Source organism: Pseudomonas mendocina (assembly GCA_037482215.1).
Lineage (GTDB): Bacteria > Pseudomonadota > Gammaproteobacteria > Pseudomonadales > Pseudomonadaceae > Aquipseudomonas > Aquipseudomonas mendocina_E.
Genome location: CP148074.1, coordinates 3,200,608 through 3,219,165, shown reverse-complemented (window position 1 = coordinate 3,219,165; position 18,558 = coordinate 3,200,608). Strand labels below are relative to the sequence as shown.

14 protein-coding genes and 1 pseudogene are annotated in these 18,558 nt (G+C 59.9%); 9 read left to right on the top strand and 6 right to left on the bottom strand.

The annotated features are described in order from the left end of the window. Positions 1–7: 7 nt before the first annotated feature. The 3 genes from grxC to WG219_15035 all read right to left on the bottom strand — a co-directional run bounded on the left by grxC (position 8) and on the right by WG219_15035 (position 2,075). On the bottom strand, positions 8–280 hold the full coding sequence (grxC, locus tag WG219_15045) for a glutaredoxin 3 (protein WXL24629.1): 273 nt from the start codon (positions 278–280) through the stop codon (positions 8–10). Between the two features lie 453 nt (positions 281–733). Next, positions 734–1,480: a ferredoxin reductase gene (locus WG219_15040; GenBank protein WXL24628.1), complete on the bottom strand. Its 747-nt coding sequence runs from the start codon at positions 1,478–1,480 to the stop codon at positions 734–736. Beyond that, the gene (locus tag WG219_15035) at positions 1,473–2,075 is read right to left on the bottom strand and encodes a sulfite oxidase-like oxidoreductase (protein ID WXL24627.1); all 603 of its coding nucleotides are present in this window, start codon (positions 2,073–2,075) and stop codon (positions 1,473–1,475) included. The genes WG219_15040 and WG219_15035 overlap by 8 nt, the downstream gene beginning before the upstream one ends. 80 nt (positions 2,076–2,155) lie before the next feature. On the opposite strand from WG219_15035, the gene WG219_15030 reads away from it, so the two are divergent. Further along, entirely contained in the window at positions 2,156–2,920 is a 765-nt protein-coding gene (locus WG219_15030) for an IS6-like element IS6100 family transposase (protein WXL24626.1), read from the top strand. 139 nt (positions 2,921–3,059) lie between these two features. On the opposite strand, the pseudogene WG219_15025 reads toward WG219_15030, so the two are convergent. Both WG219_15025 and WG219_15020 read right to left on the bottom strand, forming a co-directional pair. Beyond that, positions 3,060–3,125, bottom strand: a pseudogene (locus WG219_15025) (hypothetical protein). A gap of 56 nt (positions 3,126–3,181) precedes the next feature. After that, positions 3,182–3,823 (bottom strand): substrate-binding domain-containing protein, encoded by a 642-nt coding sequence (locus WG219_15020; GenBank protein ID WXL24625.1) that lies wholly within the window; start codon positions 3,821–3,823, stop codon positions 3,182–3,184. Positions 3,824–3,944: 121 nt separating this feature from the next. On the opposite strand from WG219_15020, the gene WG219_15015 reads away from it, so the two are divergent. Next, on the top strand, positions 3,945–4,250 hold the full coding sequence (locus WG219_15015; protein WXL24624.1) for a helix-turn-helix transcriptional regulator: 306 nt from the start codon (positions 3,945–3,947) through the stop codon (positions 4,248–4,250). A 37-nt stretch (positions 4,251–4,287) separates the two neighbouring features. Here the strand turns inward: WG219_15015 and WG219_15010 are convergent, their stop codons facing one another. Next, entirely contained in the window at positions 4,288–5,178 is an 891-nt protein-coding gene (locus tag WG219_15010) for a LysR family transcriptional regulator (protein ID WXL24623.1), read from the bottom strand. 278 nt (positions 5,179–5,456) lie between these two features. Between WG219_15010 and WG219_15005 the strand changes: the two genes are divergently transcribed. The 7 genes from WG219_15005 (at position 5,457) to WG219_14975 (ending at position 18,517) form a co-directional block, all read left to right on the top strand. Beyond that, positions 5,457–6,365, top strand: a complete 909-nt coding sequence (locus tag WG219_15005) for a WYL domain-containing protein (GenBank protein ID WXL24622.1) — start codon at positions 5,457–5,459, stop codon at positions 6,363–6,365. Positions 6,366–6,377: 12 nt separating this feature from the next. Continuing rightward, positions 6,378–9,611 (top strand): helicase-related protein, encoded by a 3,234-nt coding sequence (locus tag WG219_15000; protein WXL24621.1) that lies wholly within the window; start codon positions 6,378–6,380, stop codon positions 9,609–9,611. Positions 9,612–9,625: 14 nt separating this feature from the next. Further along, the gene (locus WG219_14995; protein ID WXL24620.1) at positions 9,626–11,413 is read left to right on the top strand and encodes a DUF262 domain-containing protein; all 1,788 of its coding nucleotides are present in this window, start codon (positions 9,626–9,628) and stop codon (positions 11,411–11,413) included. Next, positions 11,410–12,219, top strand: a complete 810-nt coding sequence (locus WG219_14990; GenBank protein WXL24619.1) for a DUF4391 domain-containing protein — start codon at positions 11,410–11,412, stop codon at positions 12,217–12,219. The genes WG219_14995 and WG219_14990 overlap by 4 nt, the downstream gene beginning before the upstream one ends. A gap of 26 nt (positions 12,220–12,245) precedes the next feature. Beyond that, entirely contained in the window at positions 12,246–14,273 is a 2,028-nt protein-coding gene (locus WG219_14985) for a site-specific DNA-methyltransferase (protein WXL24618.1), read from the top strand. Positions 14,274–14,281: 8 nt separating this feature from the next. Next, on the top strand, positions 14,282–15,397 hold the full coding sequence (locus tag WG219_14980; protein ID WXL24617.1) for a Fic/DOC family N-terminal domain-containing protein: 1,116 nt from the start codon (positions 14,282–14,284) through the stop codon (positions 15,395–15,397). Between the two features lie 114 nt (positions 15,398–15,511). Further along, on the top strand, positions 15,512–18,517 hold the full coding sequence (locus tag WG219_14975; GenBank protein WXL24616.1) for a DEAD/DEAH box helicase family protein: 3,006 nt from the start codon (positions 15,512–15,514) through the stop codon (positions 18,515–18,517). The last annotated feature ends 41 nt before the right edge of the window (positions 18,518–18,558 follow it).

Below are 18,558 nucleotides of genomic sequence, written 5' to 3'. Positions count from 1 at the left end.
CACCTCCTCAGGTGGCAGGCGGGTTGCGCCCGAGAAGTTTGTCGAGCTCGCCTCTGACATCGAGCGCGAATAGCTCATCGGAGCCACCGATAAGGGTGCCATTGATGAAGATCTGCGGCACGGAGCTTCGCCCCGACGCTTCCGCCATGGCCTGCCGGTGAGCCGGATCCGCCTCAATATCGAGCTCCTTCCATCGCACGCCCTTTTCCTTGAGGAGCGCCTTCGCTCGGCGGCAGAACGGGCACCAATTCGTGGTGTACAGCAATACATCAGTTGTCATATTGCATCTCCGGCAGTTGCACGCGGATCGCTGTCATGGCGTTGATCTCCAATTCGCGGCGTTCAAAGATGGCGACTGCACCTTGGCCGACATCGGAGCAGATGCTGACGATTGGCCGCTATCCAGGCGACATGGCCCAAAGTGCTTTCACCGCCAGGCAGAGGCCGCACGCGCCTCCTGTAGCGCCGAGCCGATGCTCTAAGGTAACCGAGCCTCGATTGGGACGGAAGCGGTCCCGCTCGAATCGCCCATCATGCTGGTCGAGCATATCAGGACGACGGATAGTGCAGGAACTTTCAAATTGAGCTTGATGTCGAGCCAGGTATCGCGAGCGAAGGCGTTCTAGAGGCCGGGGGGTACGAAGACTGTGTTCGGCAAAACGGTTCACGTTGATCGCCAAAGCTTCCCAGGGCGCACGTCTACGATCGGCGCGACGTGAGATAGCTCGCGCCGCTAGCCCCCGTAGCGCTCCGTCTTGATGATGGAGGCGTCCAAGCCCGCCAGCAGCGCGCTATCGGTTGCGATGTTGACGAATCCGTTAGACCCGCAGACGAACACTTGCGTCGGCTTTCCCTGAAGCCTGGTTAGAATTTCTTGGACCATCATGCCGTCGATCCGTCGCGCAAAGTCCGATGCGCGAACCGGTTTCTCGCGCGTAATCGCGAGCGCCAGGACGAACGCCGGATCGCTGATTTCGATGCAATGAAGTTCTTCTGAGAAGAGAACGTCCTCGGCGGTTCGTGCGGACAGGAGCAACGCTGTCGGAACGGCTTGGGCCAATGCGCGGCGCTGCCGGATCATTGCCATCAACGGCACGAGGCCGGAGCCTCCCCCGATCAACAGAACCGGATCTATGGCAGGCTCAGGCCAAAGGAAATGGCCACCGAGCGGACCGCGAACTTCGATTTCGTCACCAATCGCCGCGATGTCGTGAAAAAACGGCGAAACTTCGGCATCCGGCATGCGCTCGATAGCTATCTCGACGATCGGGGTCGAAACTGCCGATGACGCGATCGAGTAGCTGCGCATTGCACTGTAGCCGTCGGGCGCGGTCAGCCGGATATCGACGTGCTGACCTGCGGTGTGCGCGAACGGCTTGCTCAACCGAAGGAAGAAGCTCTTGATACTCGGTGTTTGCTGGATGATGTCGTCGATCACGCATGATTGCCACGAACGGACTTGCGCTTCGTTTTCAGTCATGGGTGTATCGTTGTTCGCGCCACGGATCGCCGTAGATGTGATAGCCGTGCAGCTCCCAAAAGCCGGCCTCGTCACGCGTCGTGAATTGCAGCGCATTCACCCATTTGGCGGATTTCCAGAAGTAAAGGTGCGGCACTAGAAGACGCGCCGGCCCCCCATGATCGCGGGAAAGTGGCTTGCCCGCATAACTGAGGGCGACCATCGCTTTCCCGGAAAGCAGATCCGTCAGAGGGACGTTTGTCGAATAATTATCGTAGCAGTGCGCCAAGACGAAATCGGTAGGCCGATCAAGCTCTGCATCTGCAAGGATGTCTTCAATGAGTACACCCTCCCAAACGGTATCCAGTTTGGACCAAGAGGTGACGCAGTGAATATCCTTTGTCACCTGGGTCTTTGGTAGAGTGTTGAATTCGCCCCAATTCCACGTTTTGACGGGCTTCGGACCAATTTTGACTGTGAATTTCCAGTCGGAGGGCTCTACCCTCGGCGTAGGGCCGGCCGACAGAACAGGGAAATCCTCCACCAGATGCTGACCTGGCGGAATCCGATCGGACTGGTCGCCTGAACCGCGACCGGTGAAACCTCTGGTGACCATAGTGACCCCTCTTGCTCGAGGCTCTGTTGCAAAAATCGTGAAGCTTGAGCATGCTTGGCGGAGATTGGACGGACGGAACGATGACGGATTTCAAGTGGCGCCATTTCCAGGGTGATGTGATCCTGTGGGCGGTGCGCTGGTATTGTCGCTATCCGATCAGCTATCGCGACCTTGAGGAAATGCTGGCGGAACGCGGCATTTCGGTCGACCATACGACGATCTATCGCTGGGTCCAGTGCTACGCCCCGGAGATGGAGAAGCGGCTGCGCTGGTTCTGGCGGCGTGGCTTTGATCCGAGCTGGCGCCTGGATGAAACCTACGTCAAGGTGCGGGGCAAGTGGACCTACCTGTACCGGGCAGTCGACAAGCGGGGCGACACGATCGATTTCTACCTGTCGCCGACCCGCAGCGCCAAGGCAGCGAAGCGGTTCCTGGGCAAGGCCCTGCGAGGCCTGAAGCACTGGGAAAAGCCTGCCACGCTCAATACCGACAAAGCGCCGAGCTATGGTGCAGCGATCACCGAATTGAAGCGCGAAGGAAAGCTGGACCGGGAGACGGCCCACCGGCAGGTGAAGTATCTCAATAACGTGATCGAGGCCGATCACGGAAAGCTCAAGATACTGATCAAGCCGGTGCGCGGTTTCAAATCGATCCCCACGGCCTATGCCACGATCAAGGGATTCGAAGTCATGCGAGCCCTGCGCAAAGGACAGGCTCGCCCCTGGTGCCTGCAGCCCGGCATCAGGGGCGAGGTGCGCCTTGTGGAGAGAGCTTTTGGCATTGGGCCCTCGGCGCTGACGGAGGCCATGGGCATGCTCAACCACCATTTCGCAGCAGCCGCCTGATCGGCGCAGAGCGACAGCCTACCTCTGACTGCCGCCAATCTTTGCAACAGAGCCTCCGTCGCCATGCTCACCTCGCTTTGGTGCACACGAGTATTGAGCATAGTCGAGATTGGTGCAGATCACTTCTGATATTGAACTGTCAGGAGCTGGCTGCACAACAGCCATTACGCCCAATCAACTGGTGCAGTCGTCTTCTGAAAATGACACTACAGGCAGCCACTGAGTTGTGTGCCCTGCGACCTGCTCCTAAGCGAAGTGGTATCAGGCGCCCTGAGCTTGTGCTACATGCAGAGCTCTGCTCTCGAATCGCTCGGAAACAGAGTTCGCTTGCCCTTGGGGTCTATGCAGGTGCGTCACGATCTCGTAGGGACCGTCGTCCAGCGGGCGCATGCTGATTCCCCATCCATGGGCGCGCTTGATGCGCGATTGCGCGGATACCCCGACACCGTAGCCGGCAGAAACCCATAGCGCCATCATCTCGAAAGACGTGACGTACTGAAGATTCTGCTGGTCAGCAGGCGGGTGCGAGAGCAGCCGATGATCCAGCAGAGAACACGTCTCAGCCCGCCAGCGAAAGATCGGGTAGTCCTGTAGATCGGCGACGGTGAGCGCTGCCTGGTCAAGCAAGGGAAACCGCAGCGGCATCGCAACAGCCATGTGCTCAATCCACAAGGGCCGGGTTTGGATGGCCGGATCGCTCGACCCTTGAAGCGACACCCCTACGTCATAGCGGCCTTCACGAAGTCCATCAAGCAGCTCGTCACCTGCAACCTCAAAGAACGCGATGCTGACCTCTGGCTCTTGCGCGCGTTGCAGCGCGAGCAGCGCCGAAAGCTGAGATGACGATACGCCTGGCGCTATCGCAAGCCTGAGGTGGGCAGGTTGGCTGGTGATGTTGTCCATGGAGAACCCACAGAAGCGACGAAGCAGGTCAAGGGCAAACCAGCATCATAGTAAAGAGAGAACTTTAACGTCTATATGTTTAACGTGGTTAATTTAAGTGGATTGTTTGACGCTTCTGTCGATGCAGAAGCTTACTATTCAGCCAGGTCGTCCACCTGGCACACCGACCTATGAATCCGAACCAGCATTAGCTTTCGGGCGGGCCGTTCGTGCCGCTCGCGTCGCGCAAGGCGTCGCTCAAGACGACTTTGCATTTCAGGCTGGAATATCGCGTTCGCACATGGGCAAGATCGAACGCGGGGAGCATGTGCCGACGCTTCCCCTGATACTGAAAATTGCTACCGCGCTCGGGATCAGCGCCAGCGAGTTGATGGCGGCGACTGAAAAGAACCTCAACTCTGGCAGTGAGCCGCAAGGCTCGCCATAAGCGGCCGCGAACTTCAGTTACGGCCCTTGCCGCCGCATCAATCGCCCGAGTGCTCGCGCAGGCGCGCGATGAACCGCTCCACCGATACCGGCATGCTCTCGCTGGTAGGTCGCAGCAAGTAGGTCGTGATGATCGCGGAATCCATAGCCAGGGGGCGGATCACCACATCGGGGCGCGGGCTCGCCGCGACCCTGGTTGCCGTGATGAAGCCTACCCCGTAGCCCGCACCGACCAGGGTAAGCATCATGTCCAGCGAAGACACATGCTCGACAACGTCGGGCTCACGCTCCAGCGGCCGCAGGAGCCGCACCAGTTCGCGGTAGCAGCCTTCGCATATCTGCGGATCGCATAAGACCAGTGGGTAGCTCGCAAGCTGATGCAGCGGAACGGCCTTGTGTGAAAGCAATGGGTGCCGGGCGGGCACCGCGACCACCAGCGAGTCGTGCCAGAGCGGCTCGGTCACGATGTCATCGCCGACCTCCGCCGTGTGCGCGAACCCGATCGAGAAGTCGCCCGAGCGCAACCCGCGCAACTGCTCGGCCAACGGCACTTCGGACAGGCGAATCTCGATCTCCGGCTCCTCCTCGCGGCAGCGGGCCAGGAGGGTCGACAACCGGGGATCGATTGCGCCATCGGACACGGCGATGCGAAGGCTTCCGCTCAGGCCCGCCGCGACCGCCCGGACATTCTCCTGAGCCTGTTTCAGCGCGGCGAACACCCTGCGCACGTCTTGCAGGAAAGTTGCGCCCGCCTCGGTAAGCACCGTACCTCGGCGGTTGCGCACGAAGAGCACCGCGCCCAGGTCGTCCTCAAGCTCCTTGATGGCGCGGGACAAGGGTGGCTGTTCGATATGAAGGCGCTCGGCGGCCCGTGTGAAGTGCAGCTCCTCTGCGAGAGCTACAAAGCAGCGAAGGTGTCGCAGTTCCATGGGCCGTGCTCCTGTTCCCTATCAAGGATCTATTCGCACCAGTTTTCGTCCGCAGGAGCCTGCTGGATGCACGCTATTCCACGGCGTTCCTGGTGCGATCCGATGGACCATCACCTACTCGTCCATGCCAGATCACTGCATTTGCGCCTCAAAAAATGGTTATCATAATGCAGCGCACTAGAAATCCAACTTAGATTTATAGACGTCTTTTCAAGCAGCTCATATACTTTCTGCAGAAATCCGCATAAGCATTCGCTAACCCGAACGAGCCAACCAGGATGCCCCACGAACAGCTTGCCGATCTAACCCAGCCACAGCGCGACCGGCTCGCGTTCGTGGAGTTGCGCGTGCGCTTCATTGGGGAGATGCGCCGCCAGGACTTGGTCAGGCGCTTTGGTATCCAGTCCGCCGCCGCATCCAGGGACTTGGCGCTGTACAAGGACTTGGCTCCGGGGAATATCGACTACGACGGCAAAGGCAAGTTCTACGTCCTCGGCCCGAGCTTCCAGCCGATCTTCGATTTCCCGCCCGAGCGGGTGTTGTCGTGGCTGACGCAGGGTTTTGGCGACGGTGAACCGATGCACATCAAGGCCTGGGTGGCCAGCGAGAGCCCGTCCCGGCTCACCCACCCTGACCTGGACATCCTGGCGAGCGTGACTCGGGCCATCCACCGCGAATGCCCGCTCGGCATCGAGTACCACTCCATCTCCAGTGGCCGCACCGTGCGGGAGATCGTCCCGTTCGCGCTGATCGACAACGGCCTGCGTTGGCACGTCCGCGCCTTCGACCGCAAATCGCAGGAATTCCGGGATTTCGTCATCACCCGGATCAAGCGTCCTGTGGTGCGCAAGGGGCAGCCCGTGGCGCCCCACGAGATGAGCGATCAGGACATTCAATGGACACGGATCGTCGAGCTGGAGCTGGTTCCTCACCCGGATCAGCCCCGGCCAGAAATCACTGAAATGGACTACGGCATGCGAGGCGGCGTGCTGCACATGAAGCTGCGCGCCGCCACCGCTGGCTACATCCTGCGCAAATGGAGTGTGGACTGCTCCCCCGACCATAGCCTGCGCGGCCCTGAGTACCGGCTTTGGTTGAAGGACCACCTCGCCATCTACGGCGTGCGCAATGCAGTGCTGGCGCCGGGGTATGCATCGCCGAGTGCAGAAACGTCGATTGCTGACTGAACGGAAACGACCATGAAGCTGATCCAAAACACCGGAACACAGCGCGTCATCGACTTGATGCAGCCCCACCTCAAGCACGGCAACCGACTCGACTGTGTAACGCCTTCGTTCTCTCTCTACGCCTTTGCAGAAATCCGGGAGGCGTTGTCTGCTCTGGATCGAGTTCAATTGATCGTGCCTCCTGACAACGAGGCACTTGAACTCTTGGGTACGGAGAGCGACCGCGCTGCACGCAATCGTCTGCAGGCACGCTGGTTGGCCAATCAATGCGCGAAATGGATCACAGAGAAAGTGGCGCTTCGGCGGGCATCAAAAGGGGTGCCACAGGGAGCTGCCGTTATGCGCGGGCCGGACGGGGCTCCTGCGCAAGTGATTCTGGGTTCTTTTGCCTTCAACACGTCTGGCCTTGGTCTGACGCCGGGCAACCCTCTGAACCTGATTCAGGCATCAGAAACGGTCGACGAAGCCGCGCAGCTCGCCCAATGGTTTGATCACCAGTGGGCAGGCTTGCATGGTGCTGATGCCACCGACTCCAAAGGCCAGCGCAACGAGAGCGAGTCCATCCTTGAAGCACTGCAGGCGCTGGGCGAGCACCGTGACCCCTTCACCATCTACACCTTGATGCTGCACCGCCTGTTTCAGGACAGCGGTGACGAGATGGACGAGGAGCGCATCGTCAAGTCCGCCACCGGCATCCGCAATACCGTGGTGTGGAAAAAGCTCTTCAAGTTTCAGCGCGACGGTGTGGTGGGTGCCATCGACAAGCTGAACCGCTTTGGCGGCTGCATCATCGCCGACAGCGTGGGTCTGGGCAAAACCTTCGAAGCCCTGGCCATCATCAAGTATCACGAACTGCGCAACGACCGCGTGCTGGTGCTGGCGCCCAAGCGCCTGCGCGACAACTGGACGCTCTACAAGGCCAACGACAAGCGTAACGCCCTGGCGGCCGACCGGTTCAACTACGACGTGCTCAACCACACCGACCTGTCGCGCGATGGCGGGGTATCTGGTGACATCGACCTGTCGCATGTGAACTGGGGCAACTACGACCTGGTGGTGATCGACGAGTCACACAACTTCCGCAACAAGGCCACGCACAAGGGCAAGGAATCGCGCTACGACCGCCTGATGCGACGCATCATCCGCGAAGGCGTCAAGACCCGCGTGCTCATGCTTTCGGCCACGCCGGTCAACAATCGCCTGGCCGACCTGCGCAACCAGATCGCCTTTGTCACCGAGGGGGATGACACTGCCCTGATGGAGCACGGCATCGCCAGCATCGAGGCCACGACCCGCAAGGCGCAGGCGCAGTTCAACCGCTGGCTGGCACTGGACGACGCTGAAAAGACACCCACCCAGTTGGTGGAAATGCTGGGTTTTGACTACTTCACCTTGTTGGATCATCTCACCATTGCCCGCTCCAGGCGGCATGTGGAGAAGTACTACGGCACCAGCGAGACCGGCCGCTTCCCCGACCGACTGCCGCCCATCAACATCAAGGCCGACGTGGACCTTGCGGGCGAATTCCGTGCCATCCGCGACATCAACCAGGAAATCCGCCGACTCACGCTCGCCAGCTACGCGCCGCTGCGCTATGTGCTGCCCCACAAGCAGGCGGCCTACGACGCCAAGTACAGCACCCAGGTGCGTGGCGGCGAAAGTTTCTTCCGTCAGGCGGATCGCGAAGAAAGCCTGATCCACCTGCTGCGTGTGAACGTGCTCAAACGCATGGAAAGCTGCGTTTCGTCCTTCACCCTGACCGTGCAGCGCCAACTCAAGGATGTAGAGAACACGCTGGCGCGCATCGAGTCCCATGCCGAAGCGCTGGAGGAAATCGACATTGCCGACGTCGATATCGACGACCCGGCGTTCGAGACCTTGTTGGTCGGGCGCAAGGTCAAGGTGCTGCTGGGCGATGTGGATCTGATTCGCTGGAAGCAGGATCTGCTGGAAGACCGCAACCGCCTGGCGACCTTGCTGGCGGCAGCGCGCCAAGTGGATGCCGCGCGTGATGCCAAGCTGGCGGCCTTGCGCGACATGATTGCCCGCAAATGCGCCCAGCCCATCAACACGCACGATGGCAAAGCCAACCGCAAGATCATCGTGTTCACCGCCTTCTCGGACACTGCGCACTATCTCTACGCCCAGCTTGCTTCCTGGGCCAGGGATACGCTGGGCATGCATACGGCCGTCGTCACCGGCAGCGCCGGCATCCAGGTCACGCTGCCGGGCCTGCGCAAAGGCATGGGCGATGTGCTGTCGGCCTTCGCGCCGCGTGCCAAGGAGCGCCCGCAAGACATGGCGGGTGAAGGCGAAATCGATCTGCTGATCGCCACCGATTGCATCTCCGAAGGGCAGAACCTGCAAGACTGCGACTGGCTGATCAACTACGACATTCACTGGAACCCGGTGCGCATCATCCAACGCTTCGGGCGTATCGATCGCATCGGCTCGCCCAACCAGCGCATCCAGTTGGTGAACTTCTGGCCCAACATGGAGCTGGAGGAATACATCAACCTGGAACAGCGCGTCAGCGGCCGCATGGTGCTGCTCGATGTCTCGGCCACCGGCGAAGAGAACCTGATCGAGCAACAGTCCGGCAACGCCATGAACGACCTGGAGTACCGGCGCAAGCAACTGCTCAAGTTGCAGGACACGGTGATCGACATGGAAGACCTGTCGACTGGCGTGGCGATCACCGACCTCACCCTGACCGACTTCCGCATCGACCTAGCGCAGTTCCTGAAAACGCACCCCGGCAAGCTGGACACCCAGCCGCTGGGCGCTTATGCAGTCACCACCACGCTGGATGCCGACATTCCGCCCGGCGTGATCTTCTGCCTGCAAGCCTGCGGCCCGGCAGCAAGGCCTGCCACGACGTCCGACTACCCACTGGCACCGCACTACCTGGTACATGTCGGCGATGACGGCCACGTGTTGCTGCCTTACCCGCAGGCCAAGCGCATTCTCGATCGTCTCAAGCGCTTGGCGCTGGGGCGCGAACGGCCGGATGACAGTGCCTGTGCGCGCTTCGACAAGGCAAGCAAAGGCGGCGAAGACATGCGCCACGCCCAGAAGCTGCTCGCAGCGGCTGTGGCATCCGTCGCCGGCAAGCACGAGGAGCGGGCCGTGGCCAGCCTGTTCACGCCCGGCGGCACACACTCCATGAAAGGCGAGTTCGCCGGCAGTGGCGACTTTGAGGTGGTGGCATTTCTCGTCGTGCTGCCCGATGAACAAAGTATTTGATTACAAGGACCCGCATGAGCTTTCGCACCGCCGAACCCGCATTGAAAGATGTCCTCGATGGCATTGCATCGGGGCAAATCCAGCTTCCTGACTTCCAACGCGGTTGGGTGTGGGATGACAACCATATTCGGTCATTGATTGCGAGCCTCTCGCTGTCCTACCCGATTGGCGCAGTGATGTTTCTGGAAGCAGGCGGTGTGCCGTTCAAACCTCGCCTGTTTGCCGGCGTCAACCTGCAGCCTGCGCCTGCTCCAAAAACCCTCGTACTTGATGGTCAGCAACGCTTGACCTCCATGTACCTGGCGCTGCGCAGCGGCCAGCCCGTGCCGACACGCACGGAGAAAGGCGCGAATATTCGCCGCCTGTACTTCCTTGACATGACCCAATGCCTGGATGAGTCGGCAGACCGGGAAGACGCAGTTCTCTCGCTGCCGGAGACACTGCAAGTCACGTCCGACTTCGGCCGTAAAGTCGATCTGGATGTCCGCACACCTGATTTGCAGTACGACCAGCGGCTCTTCCCGGTGGCATTACTCTTCGATATTCAAGGTTTTATGGCCTGGGAAAGCGGCTTCAGCGCGCACCATCAGTTCGCAGCGGAAGCCATGCAGTTCATGCAGCGGTTTCGTAACGAAATCTGGCTGCGCTTCCAACAGTTCAAGGTGCCTGCCATCGAACTGACCCAGGACACGCCGCGCGAAGCCGTGTGCCAGGTCTTCGAGAAGGTCAATACCGGTGGCGTGACGCTCACCGTCTTCGAGCTGATGACGGCAACCTTCGCGGCCGATGAATTCAATCTTCGTGATGACTGGGAGGCGCGGCAGGAGCGGCTGACGGCCAAGCATGACGTGCTCACGGCAGTGGACGGCACCAGCTTTCTCACCGCAGTGACCCTGTTGGCCAGCTACCGGCGGCACAAGGTGCAGAGCACGCCCGTCAGTTGCAAGCGCGCCGACGTGCTGAAGCTGCCGCTGGCGGACTTCAAGGCGCTGGAATCTGATTTGGAGAAAGGCTTCAAGCGGGCAGCCGAGTTGCTGGCGGAGGAAAAAATCTTCGACGACCGAAGCCTGCCTTATGCCACGCAACTCATTCCGTTGTCGGCCATCTGCGCTCATTTGGCAGACCGCACCACGCAACATGGCGTCAAACAAAAGCTGCTGCGCTGGTACTGGAGCGGTGTTCTGGGTGAACTGTACGGTGGCGCCAACGAAACCCGTTTTGGCATGGACATCCAGGATGTGGTCGCCTGGGTCGAAAGCGGCAGCGAACCGCGCACGGTGCGCGACGCCAACTTCGCGCCGACGCGCCTGCTGTCCCTGCAAAGCCGCCTCGCAGCCGCCTACAAGGGGCTGGCCGCCTTGCTCATGAAACATGGCGGCCGGGATTTCGTCAGCGGTACGCCGATTGACCTCAACACCTACTTCAACAACGCCATCGACATCCACCATGTGTTCCCCCGTGCCTGGTGCGAAAAGCAGAAATTGCCCAAGGAGAAATGGAACAGCGTGGTCAACAAGGCCCCTCTGGCCGCTGGCACCAACCGTTTCATCAGCGGGGATGCGCCCAGCATGTACCTCGCCCGCATCCAGAAAGCCAAGCAGGTGGCCCCCGATAGCCTGGACGAGTTTCTGCTCTCCCACGTGATCCCGGTGACCGCGCTGCGCTCTGACGACTTCGATGCGTTTATCCGCCAACGCGCCGCCGCACTGTTGAAGCTGATCGAACAGGCCATGGGCAAAACCATCGCCGGGCGCGACAGCGAAGAAACGGTCAAGGCATTTGGGGCGGCACTCTCGTCATGAACAGGTCGGATGTCGTCAGTGCCCTGAATCTCCCGGATAGCGCACGGGTGGGCCAGCGCGTGCCCAAAAAGCTGTTGCTGGAGAACGGTGCGGCCACGGCGTCCGACAAGCGCTTGATCACCGATGCCATTGAAGACATCCAGTGGCTGGCCGCCCTCAAGCCCAACACCATCGGCGTGCCCGAGTACCGCGATACGCAGCGCGAGTACCTGGAAATCGCGGTGCTGGCGGTCACCTTGCGCGGTGCCATCAAGCCCACCAGTCTTTCACGCCTGGTCGAATTGGTGCATCGGGCCGTGCCTTACCCGGTGCTGTTACTGCTGGATGAAAGACGAGCTGACGGGCCCACGCTGACCCTCTCGCTGGCGCATAAACGCTGGGCGCAGAACGAGGCAGAAAAAATCGTGCTCGACGGCGATCTGGTGTCGGCCTCTTTATCCCGCACGGCCAGTGGCACAACCGAGGCTGATACGAAGGCACGTCCCGAAGCCGAACATGCCTTCGTGCAATCCCTCGCAATTGCGCGTCAGCCCCAGGCCTCGCTTCATGCCCTTTATCAAGGCTGGATCGAATGCGTGCAGTCCCTGCACGCAGCGCGACGCACAGGAAGCTATCAAACCGCTGCAACACCCGAACAGACCGCGGCGCGACGACAGGCATTGATCGATTGCCAGCGGCTGGAAGGCGAAATCAGTCGCCTGCGGGCCGAGGCGGCCAAAGAAAAACAACTGGCGCGCCAGGTGGAACTGAACCTGACGCTCAAGCGCATCCAGTCCGAACTGGCCGCTGCACAACAACAGCTTTGAAGATTGAACGAATGACGGAGAAGACCATGGAAAAACTCACGGCAGCCAGCCCCGAAGCCCAATCCGCCGACCTGGTGGCGGGCAATATCGAACAGCTCAAGGCGTTGTTCCCGGAACTGCTCACGGAAGGCAAAGACGGCGTGGCCGTGAATGTGGATGTGCTCAAGGCGCTGGTGGGCGATGCCACCGTCACCGATGCTGATGAGAAGTACGGCCTCAACTGGCATGGCAAGCGCCGCGCCCGCCAACTGGCGCTCACGCCCAGCACCGGCACGCTGCGCCCCTGCCCGGAAGACAGCGTGGACTGGGACACCACCCAGAACCTGATGATCGAGGGCGACAACCTTGAGGTGCTCAAGCTCCTGCAAAAAAGCTATGCCGGCAAGGTCAAGCTGATCTACATCGACCCGCCGTACAACACCGGCAAGGATTTTGTGTACCCGGACAACTTTCAGGACAACATCAAGAACTATCTGGAATTGACCGGCCAAATCGAGGGCGGGCAGAAGATTAGCAGCAATACCGAAGCCAGCGGGAGGTTTCATACGGACTGGCTGAATATGATGTATCCACGGTTGAAGCTGGCAAAGGGTTTGCTCAAGAAGGATGGAGTCGTTTTTATCTCGATTGACGACAATGAGCTTCATAATTTCCGCATGCTCGCGGATGAAGTTTTTGGCGAAGAAAACTTCGTTGCCACCGTTGCCGTTGTCAACAATATGAAGGGGCGCAACGACAAAAAGCACATCGCCGCTTGTCACGAATACGTTGTTGTCTACGCAAATCCTGGCTTTGTTTCTAACGGCCTACCGCTGACTGAGGCGCAGCGCGCTGCATTCAAGCACGAGGATACAAATGGCCAAAAATATGCGCTTCGAGACTTGAGAAAACGTGGAGGCCCGGATCGTCGCGAGGATCGCCCCAAGATGTATTTCCCTATTTATTGGGATGAGACGACTGGCGTATGTTCACTGAGTCGAAAAAGCAACACCGATGTCGAGATTTTCCCTCTGCGTGGAGACGGTTCTGAAGGGTGCTGGCGCTGGGGATATGAAAAAGTGGAACAGCATCTGGATTGGATGCACGCAAAGCGATCTGGGCGTAGTGGCAGGCTGGATGTTGATCATCGAGTGTATCTTGATCCGTCGATTGCGGTGGATGACGCCGATGATGAAGCTGATGATGACGAAGATGAAGCCATCGAGCGCACGTCGAAGCCGAAGTCGGTGTGGTTTGGCGGCGAGTTTTCGACCGATAGCGCCAAGCGAGCATTGAAGGAGTTGATTCCGGGCGAGTCGTTCGACTTTCCGAAATCAATCGATTTTCTTCGTACGTGTGTGCTGCTCGGTTCGAGTGGGAATGACATTGTTGCCGACCTGTTTGCGGGTTCAGCAGCAGCAGGACAAGCCGTGATGCAGCAGAACGCAATCGACGGTTCTGCGCGACGCATCCTGACAATTCAACTTCCTGAGCCGTTGAATCCAACTGAAAAAAACCAGAAGGCAGCCGCCACGATATGCGACAAGCTTGGACTTAAGCGAAACATCGCTGAGTTGACGAAAGAACGTCTACGTCGCGCTGGAGACAAGGTTAAAGCGGACAACCCACTGTTCGTTGGCGACACCGGCTTCCGCGTCTTCAAACTCGACACCTCCAACATCCGCGCCTGGAATCCAAAACCGGATAATCTGGAAGCCTCGCTGTTCGACCATCAAGATCACCTGCTCGAAGGCCGCTCCGAGGCCGATGTGCTGTACGAGCTGCTGCTCAAGCTCGGCCTGGACCTGTGCGTGCCCATAGAGCAGCGCAGCATCGCGGGCAAGGCGGTGCACGCCGTCGGCGGTGGTGTGTTGCTGGCCTGCCTAAGCGAAAACATCAACGCCGCCGAGGTCGAAGCCCTGGCCGATGGCATTGCTGCCTGGCATAAGGAACTGGCCCCCGCCGGTGACACTACCTGCGTATTCCGCGACAGCGCCTTTGCCGATGACGTGGCCAAGACCAATATGGCGGCGATCCTGCAACAGCACGGCATCGCCACCGTGCGCAGTCTGTGAGGCCCGCCATGCAGCCCTATGTGCCCGATGCACTACCCCTGAGCGAACTGGATTACCGCCTGTTGCTGCCCTTGGTCGGCCAGGCCAATGCCGCACTGGCCCGTTATGACGGCTTGCTGGCGGGCATCCCCAATCCGGCGGTGATGCTCTCGCCGCTGACCACGCAGGAAGCAGTGCTGTCGTCCAAAATCGAAGGCACACAGGCGACGGTGGACGAGGTGCTGGAGCAGGAGGCGGGCTTGCTCAAGGAGGGCGAGAAATACAAGGACATCCAGGAAATTTCCAATTACCGCCACGCCTTGTTCAAGGCGCGGGAGTATCTGGAGGTGTACCCGATCCGCCTTGGTTTTGTGCGCGAGTTGCATCGCATTCTGATGAACAGCGTGCGCGGCCAGGACAAGACGCCCGGCGAATTTCGCCTCGATCAGAACTGGATCGGTCGCCAGGGCTGCAGCATGGAGCAGGCAACATTCGTGCCGCCCAACCCGTTACAGCTGCCTGACTATCTGCAGGCATGGGAGCTGTACCTGGATAGCGATGACGTGGACTTTTTGCTGCAGGTGGCGGTGGTTCATGCGCAGTTCGAGTTGCTGCACCCGTTCAAGGACGGTAATGGCCGTATTGGCCGCATTCTGATCCCCCTGTTTCTCTACCAGAAGCGCGCGCTGTCGCAGCCGATGTTCTACCTGTCCGAGTACCTGGAAAATCACCGGGATGAGTATTACCAACGGCTCAAGGCGATCTCCACCGAGCGCGATTGGGATGGCTGGATTGCCTTCTTCCTGCGCGCCATCATTGAGCAGGCGGGGCAGAACATTCGCCGGGTGGAAGCCATCAAGACGCTCTACGACGAGATGAAGGTGGCCATTCAGGAAACCACCCACTCCCAATATTCGGTGCACTTGCTGGACGCCATTTTCAGCAAGCCCATTTTCCGCACCTCGGATCTGGCGCAGCAGCTGGCGGCGGACTATGGCATTCACGACAAGACCGCCCCCGCGTTGCTGCGGCAGTTGCGCGATGCCGGCATTTTGCGCGAGCTGCAGCCCGGCAGCGGCCGCCGTGCCGCCACCCTGTGCTTTCCCCGCCTGATCAACCTTGCCGAAGGCCGGGAGGTTCTATGACGGGCTTGTGTAGCGGCTGGACTCCACAAAGATGTTTGTGGAGTCTGATTGTATTTTTGCGCTCCGCAAACGTGTTTGTGTCGTTTGCGGACTCCACAACGACCAGGATGGCCCATGAAGCTGCATTTTGAACCCGATCTCGACTACCAGCTTCAGGCCATCGAGGCGGTCTGCGACCTGTTCCGCGGCCAGGAGCAGTGCCGCACCGAATTCACGGTGACCATGAGGCTGCCCGACGAGGCGCAGATGTCGCTGGATGTGGCGCAGTCTGACCTTGGCATGGGCAACCGCTTGACCCTGCTGGATGATGAACTGCTCAAGAACCTGTCAGACATCCAGTTGCGCGGTGGCCTGCCGCCCTCCGGCGCGCTGACCTCGGGCGATTTCACGGTGGAGATGGAAACCGGCACCGGCAAGACCTATGTGTACCTGCGCACGATTTTCGAGCTGAACAAGCGCTACGGCTTCAGCAAGTTCGTGATCGTGGTGCCGTCAGTGGCGATCAAGGAAGGCGTCTACAAAACCCTGCAAATCACCGAGGAGCACTTCAAGGGGCTCTACGCGGGCGTGCCCTTCGATTACTTCCTGTACGACTCGGGCAAGCCCGGGCCGGTGCGCAACTTTGCCACCAGTTCCAACATCCAGATCATGGTGGTGACGGTGGGCGCCATCAACAAGAAGGATGTGAACAACCTCTACAAGGAGAGCGAGAAGACCGGCGGCGAGAAGCCCATCGACCTGATCAAGGCAACCCGGCCGATCATCATCGTGGATGAGCCGCAAAGCGTGGACGGCGGCCTGGAAGGCCGTGGCAAGGAAGCACTGGACGCCATGAACCCGCTCTGCACACTGCGCTATTCCGCCACCCATGTGGACAAGCACCATATGGTGTTCCGCCTGGATGCCGTGGATGCGTATGAACGCAAGCTGGTCAAGCAAATCGAGGTGGCCTCGGCCACGGTCGAGGATGCGCACAACAAGCCTTTCGTGCGCCTGGTGAAGGTGGAAAACAAGCGCGGCCGCATCAGCGCCAAGATCGAGCTGGATAAACAGGCCGCCACTGGCGTGCAGCGGGTGGAGGTGACGGTCAGCGATGGCGACGACCTTCAGCAGAGCGCCGATGGCCGCGCGATCTACGCCGATTTTCGGGTGGGCGAGATCAATACGGCCAAGGGCGAAGAGTTCATGGAACTGCGCTACCCCGGCGGCGAAGTGTTCTTGCAGCCTGGCCAAGCTCACGGTGATGTGGATGCGCTGGCCGTGCAACGCGAGATGATCCGTCGCACGATCAAGGAACACCTGGACAAGGAAAAGCACCTGCGCCCATTGGGGATCAAGGTGTTGAGCCTGTTCTTCATCGACGCGGTGGACAAGTACCGTCAGTACGATGCGGACGGCCAGCCGGTCAAGGGCGTGTATGCGCAGATGTTCGAAGAGGAATATCGCCGTGCCGCCAAGTTGCCGGCCTACCAGAGCTTGTTTGCCGAGATCGACCTGGCGTCCGCCGCCGAAGAGGTGCACAACGGCTATTTCTCCATCGACAAGAAAGGCGGTTGGACTGACACCGCCGAGAACAATGCGGGCAACCGGGAGAATGCCGAGCGCGCCTACAACCTGATCATGAAGGAGAAGGAAAAGCTGCTGTCCTTCGGCACGCCGCTGAAGTTCATCTTCTCTCACTCCGCGCTCAAGGAAGGCTGGGACAACCCCAACGTGTTCCAGATTTGCACCTTGCGTGACATTCAGACCGAACGCGAGCGCCGCCAGACCATTGGCCGTGGGCTGCGCCTGTGTGTCAATCAGGACGGCGAGCGGGTGCGCGGCTTCGAGGTCAACACCTTGACTGTGGTGGCCACGGAAAACTACGAACAGTTTGCCGAGAACCTGCAAAAGGAAATCGAGAAGGACACCGGCATCCGTTTTGGCATCGTGGAGCAACACCAGTTTGCCGCCATTGCCGTGACCGGTGCTGACGGGCATGCCACGCCGCTGGGTATCGAGCAATCGAAGGCGCTGTGGGAGCACTTGAAAGCCACCGGCCATATTGATGCCACGGGCAAGGTGCAGGATTCGCTGAAAACGGCGCTGAAGAACGGCACCTTGGAACTGCCGCCTGAGTTTGATGCGCAGAAGGCTCAGATTGCCGAAGTGCTGCGCAAGGTGTCGGGCCGGCTCGACATCAAGAATGCCGATGAGCGCAGGCAAGTGCCGCTGCGAAAGGGCAAAGATGGCAAGGCCGTTTATCTGAGCGACGAGTTCAAGGCACTGTGGGACCGCATCAAGCACCAGACAACGTACCGCGTGCAATTCGATAACGCCAAGCTGGTGACGGATTGCATTGCAGCGTTGCAGAAGGCTCCGGTGATTGCCAAGGCACGGCTGCAATGGCGCAAGGCCGACATTTCTATCGGCAAGGCGGGTGTCGCCGCGACGGAAAAAGCGGGCGCGGCGACCGTGGTGCTGGACGAGGCGGATATCGAGCTGCCGGATTTGCTGACCGACCTGCAGGACCGCACCCAGCTCACCCGACGCACCATCGTCAGCATCCTGACGGGAAGCGGCCGCCTGGACGACTTCAAGCGCAATCCGCAGCAGTTCATCGAATTGACCGCCGAAACCATCAACCGTTGCAAGCGCTTGGCCCTGGTCGATGGCATCAAGTACCAGAAGCTCGGCGACCAGCATGTCTATGCGCAGGAGCTGTTCGAGAAGGAAGAGCTCACCGGCTATCTCAAGAACATGCTGCTGGATACCCAGAAGTCGATCTACGAGCACGTGGTGTACGACTCGACCACCGAGCGGGACTTCGCCGATGGGCTGGAGAAAAACGAAGCCATCAAGCTCTACGCCAAGCTGCCAGGCTGGTTCAAGGTGCCCACGCCACTGGGCACCTACAACCCCGACTGGGCCGTGCTGGTGGAAGAGGATGGTAGCCAGCGCCTGTACTTTGTGGTGGAAACCAAGAGCAGCCTGTTCACCGACGACCTGCGCGACAAGGAAAGCGCCAAGATCGAATGCGGCAAGGCACATTTCACTGCGCTGGGGGTTGGTGAGAACCCCGCCCGGTATGTGGTTGCGCGCTCGGTTGACGATCTTTTGACCGAGGCGGCAAAGGGGTAGGTTCTGCCGTCGTTCACAGCGAGATACATAAACCACAAGGA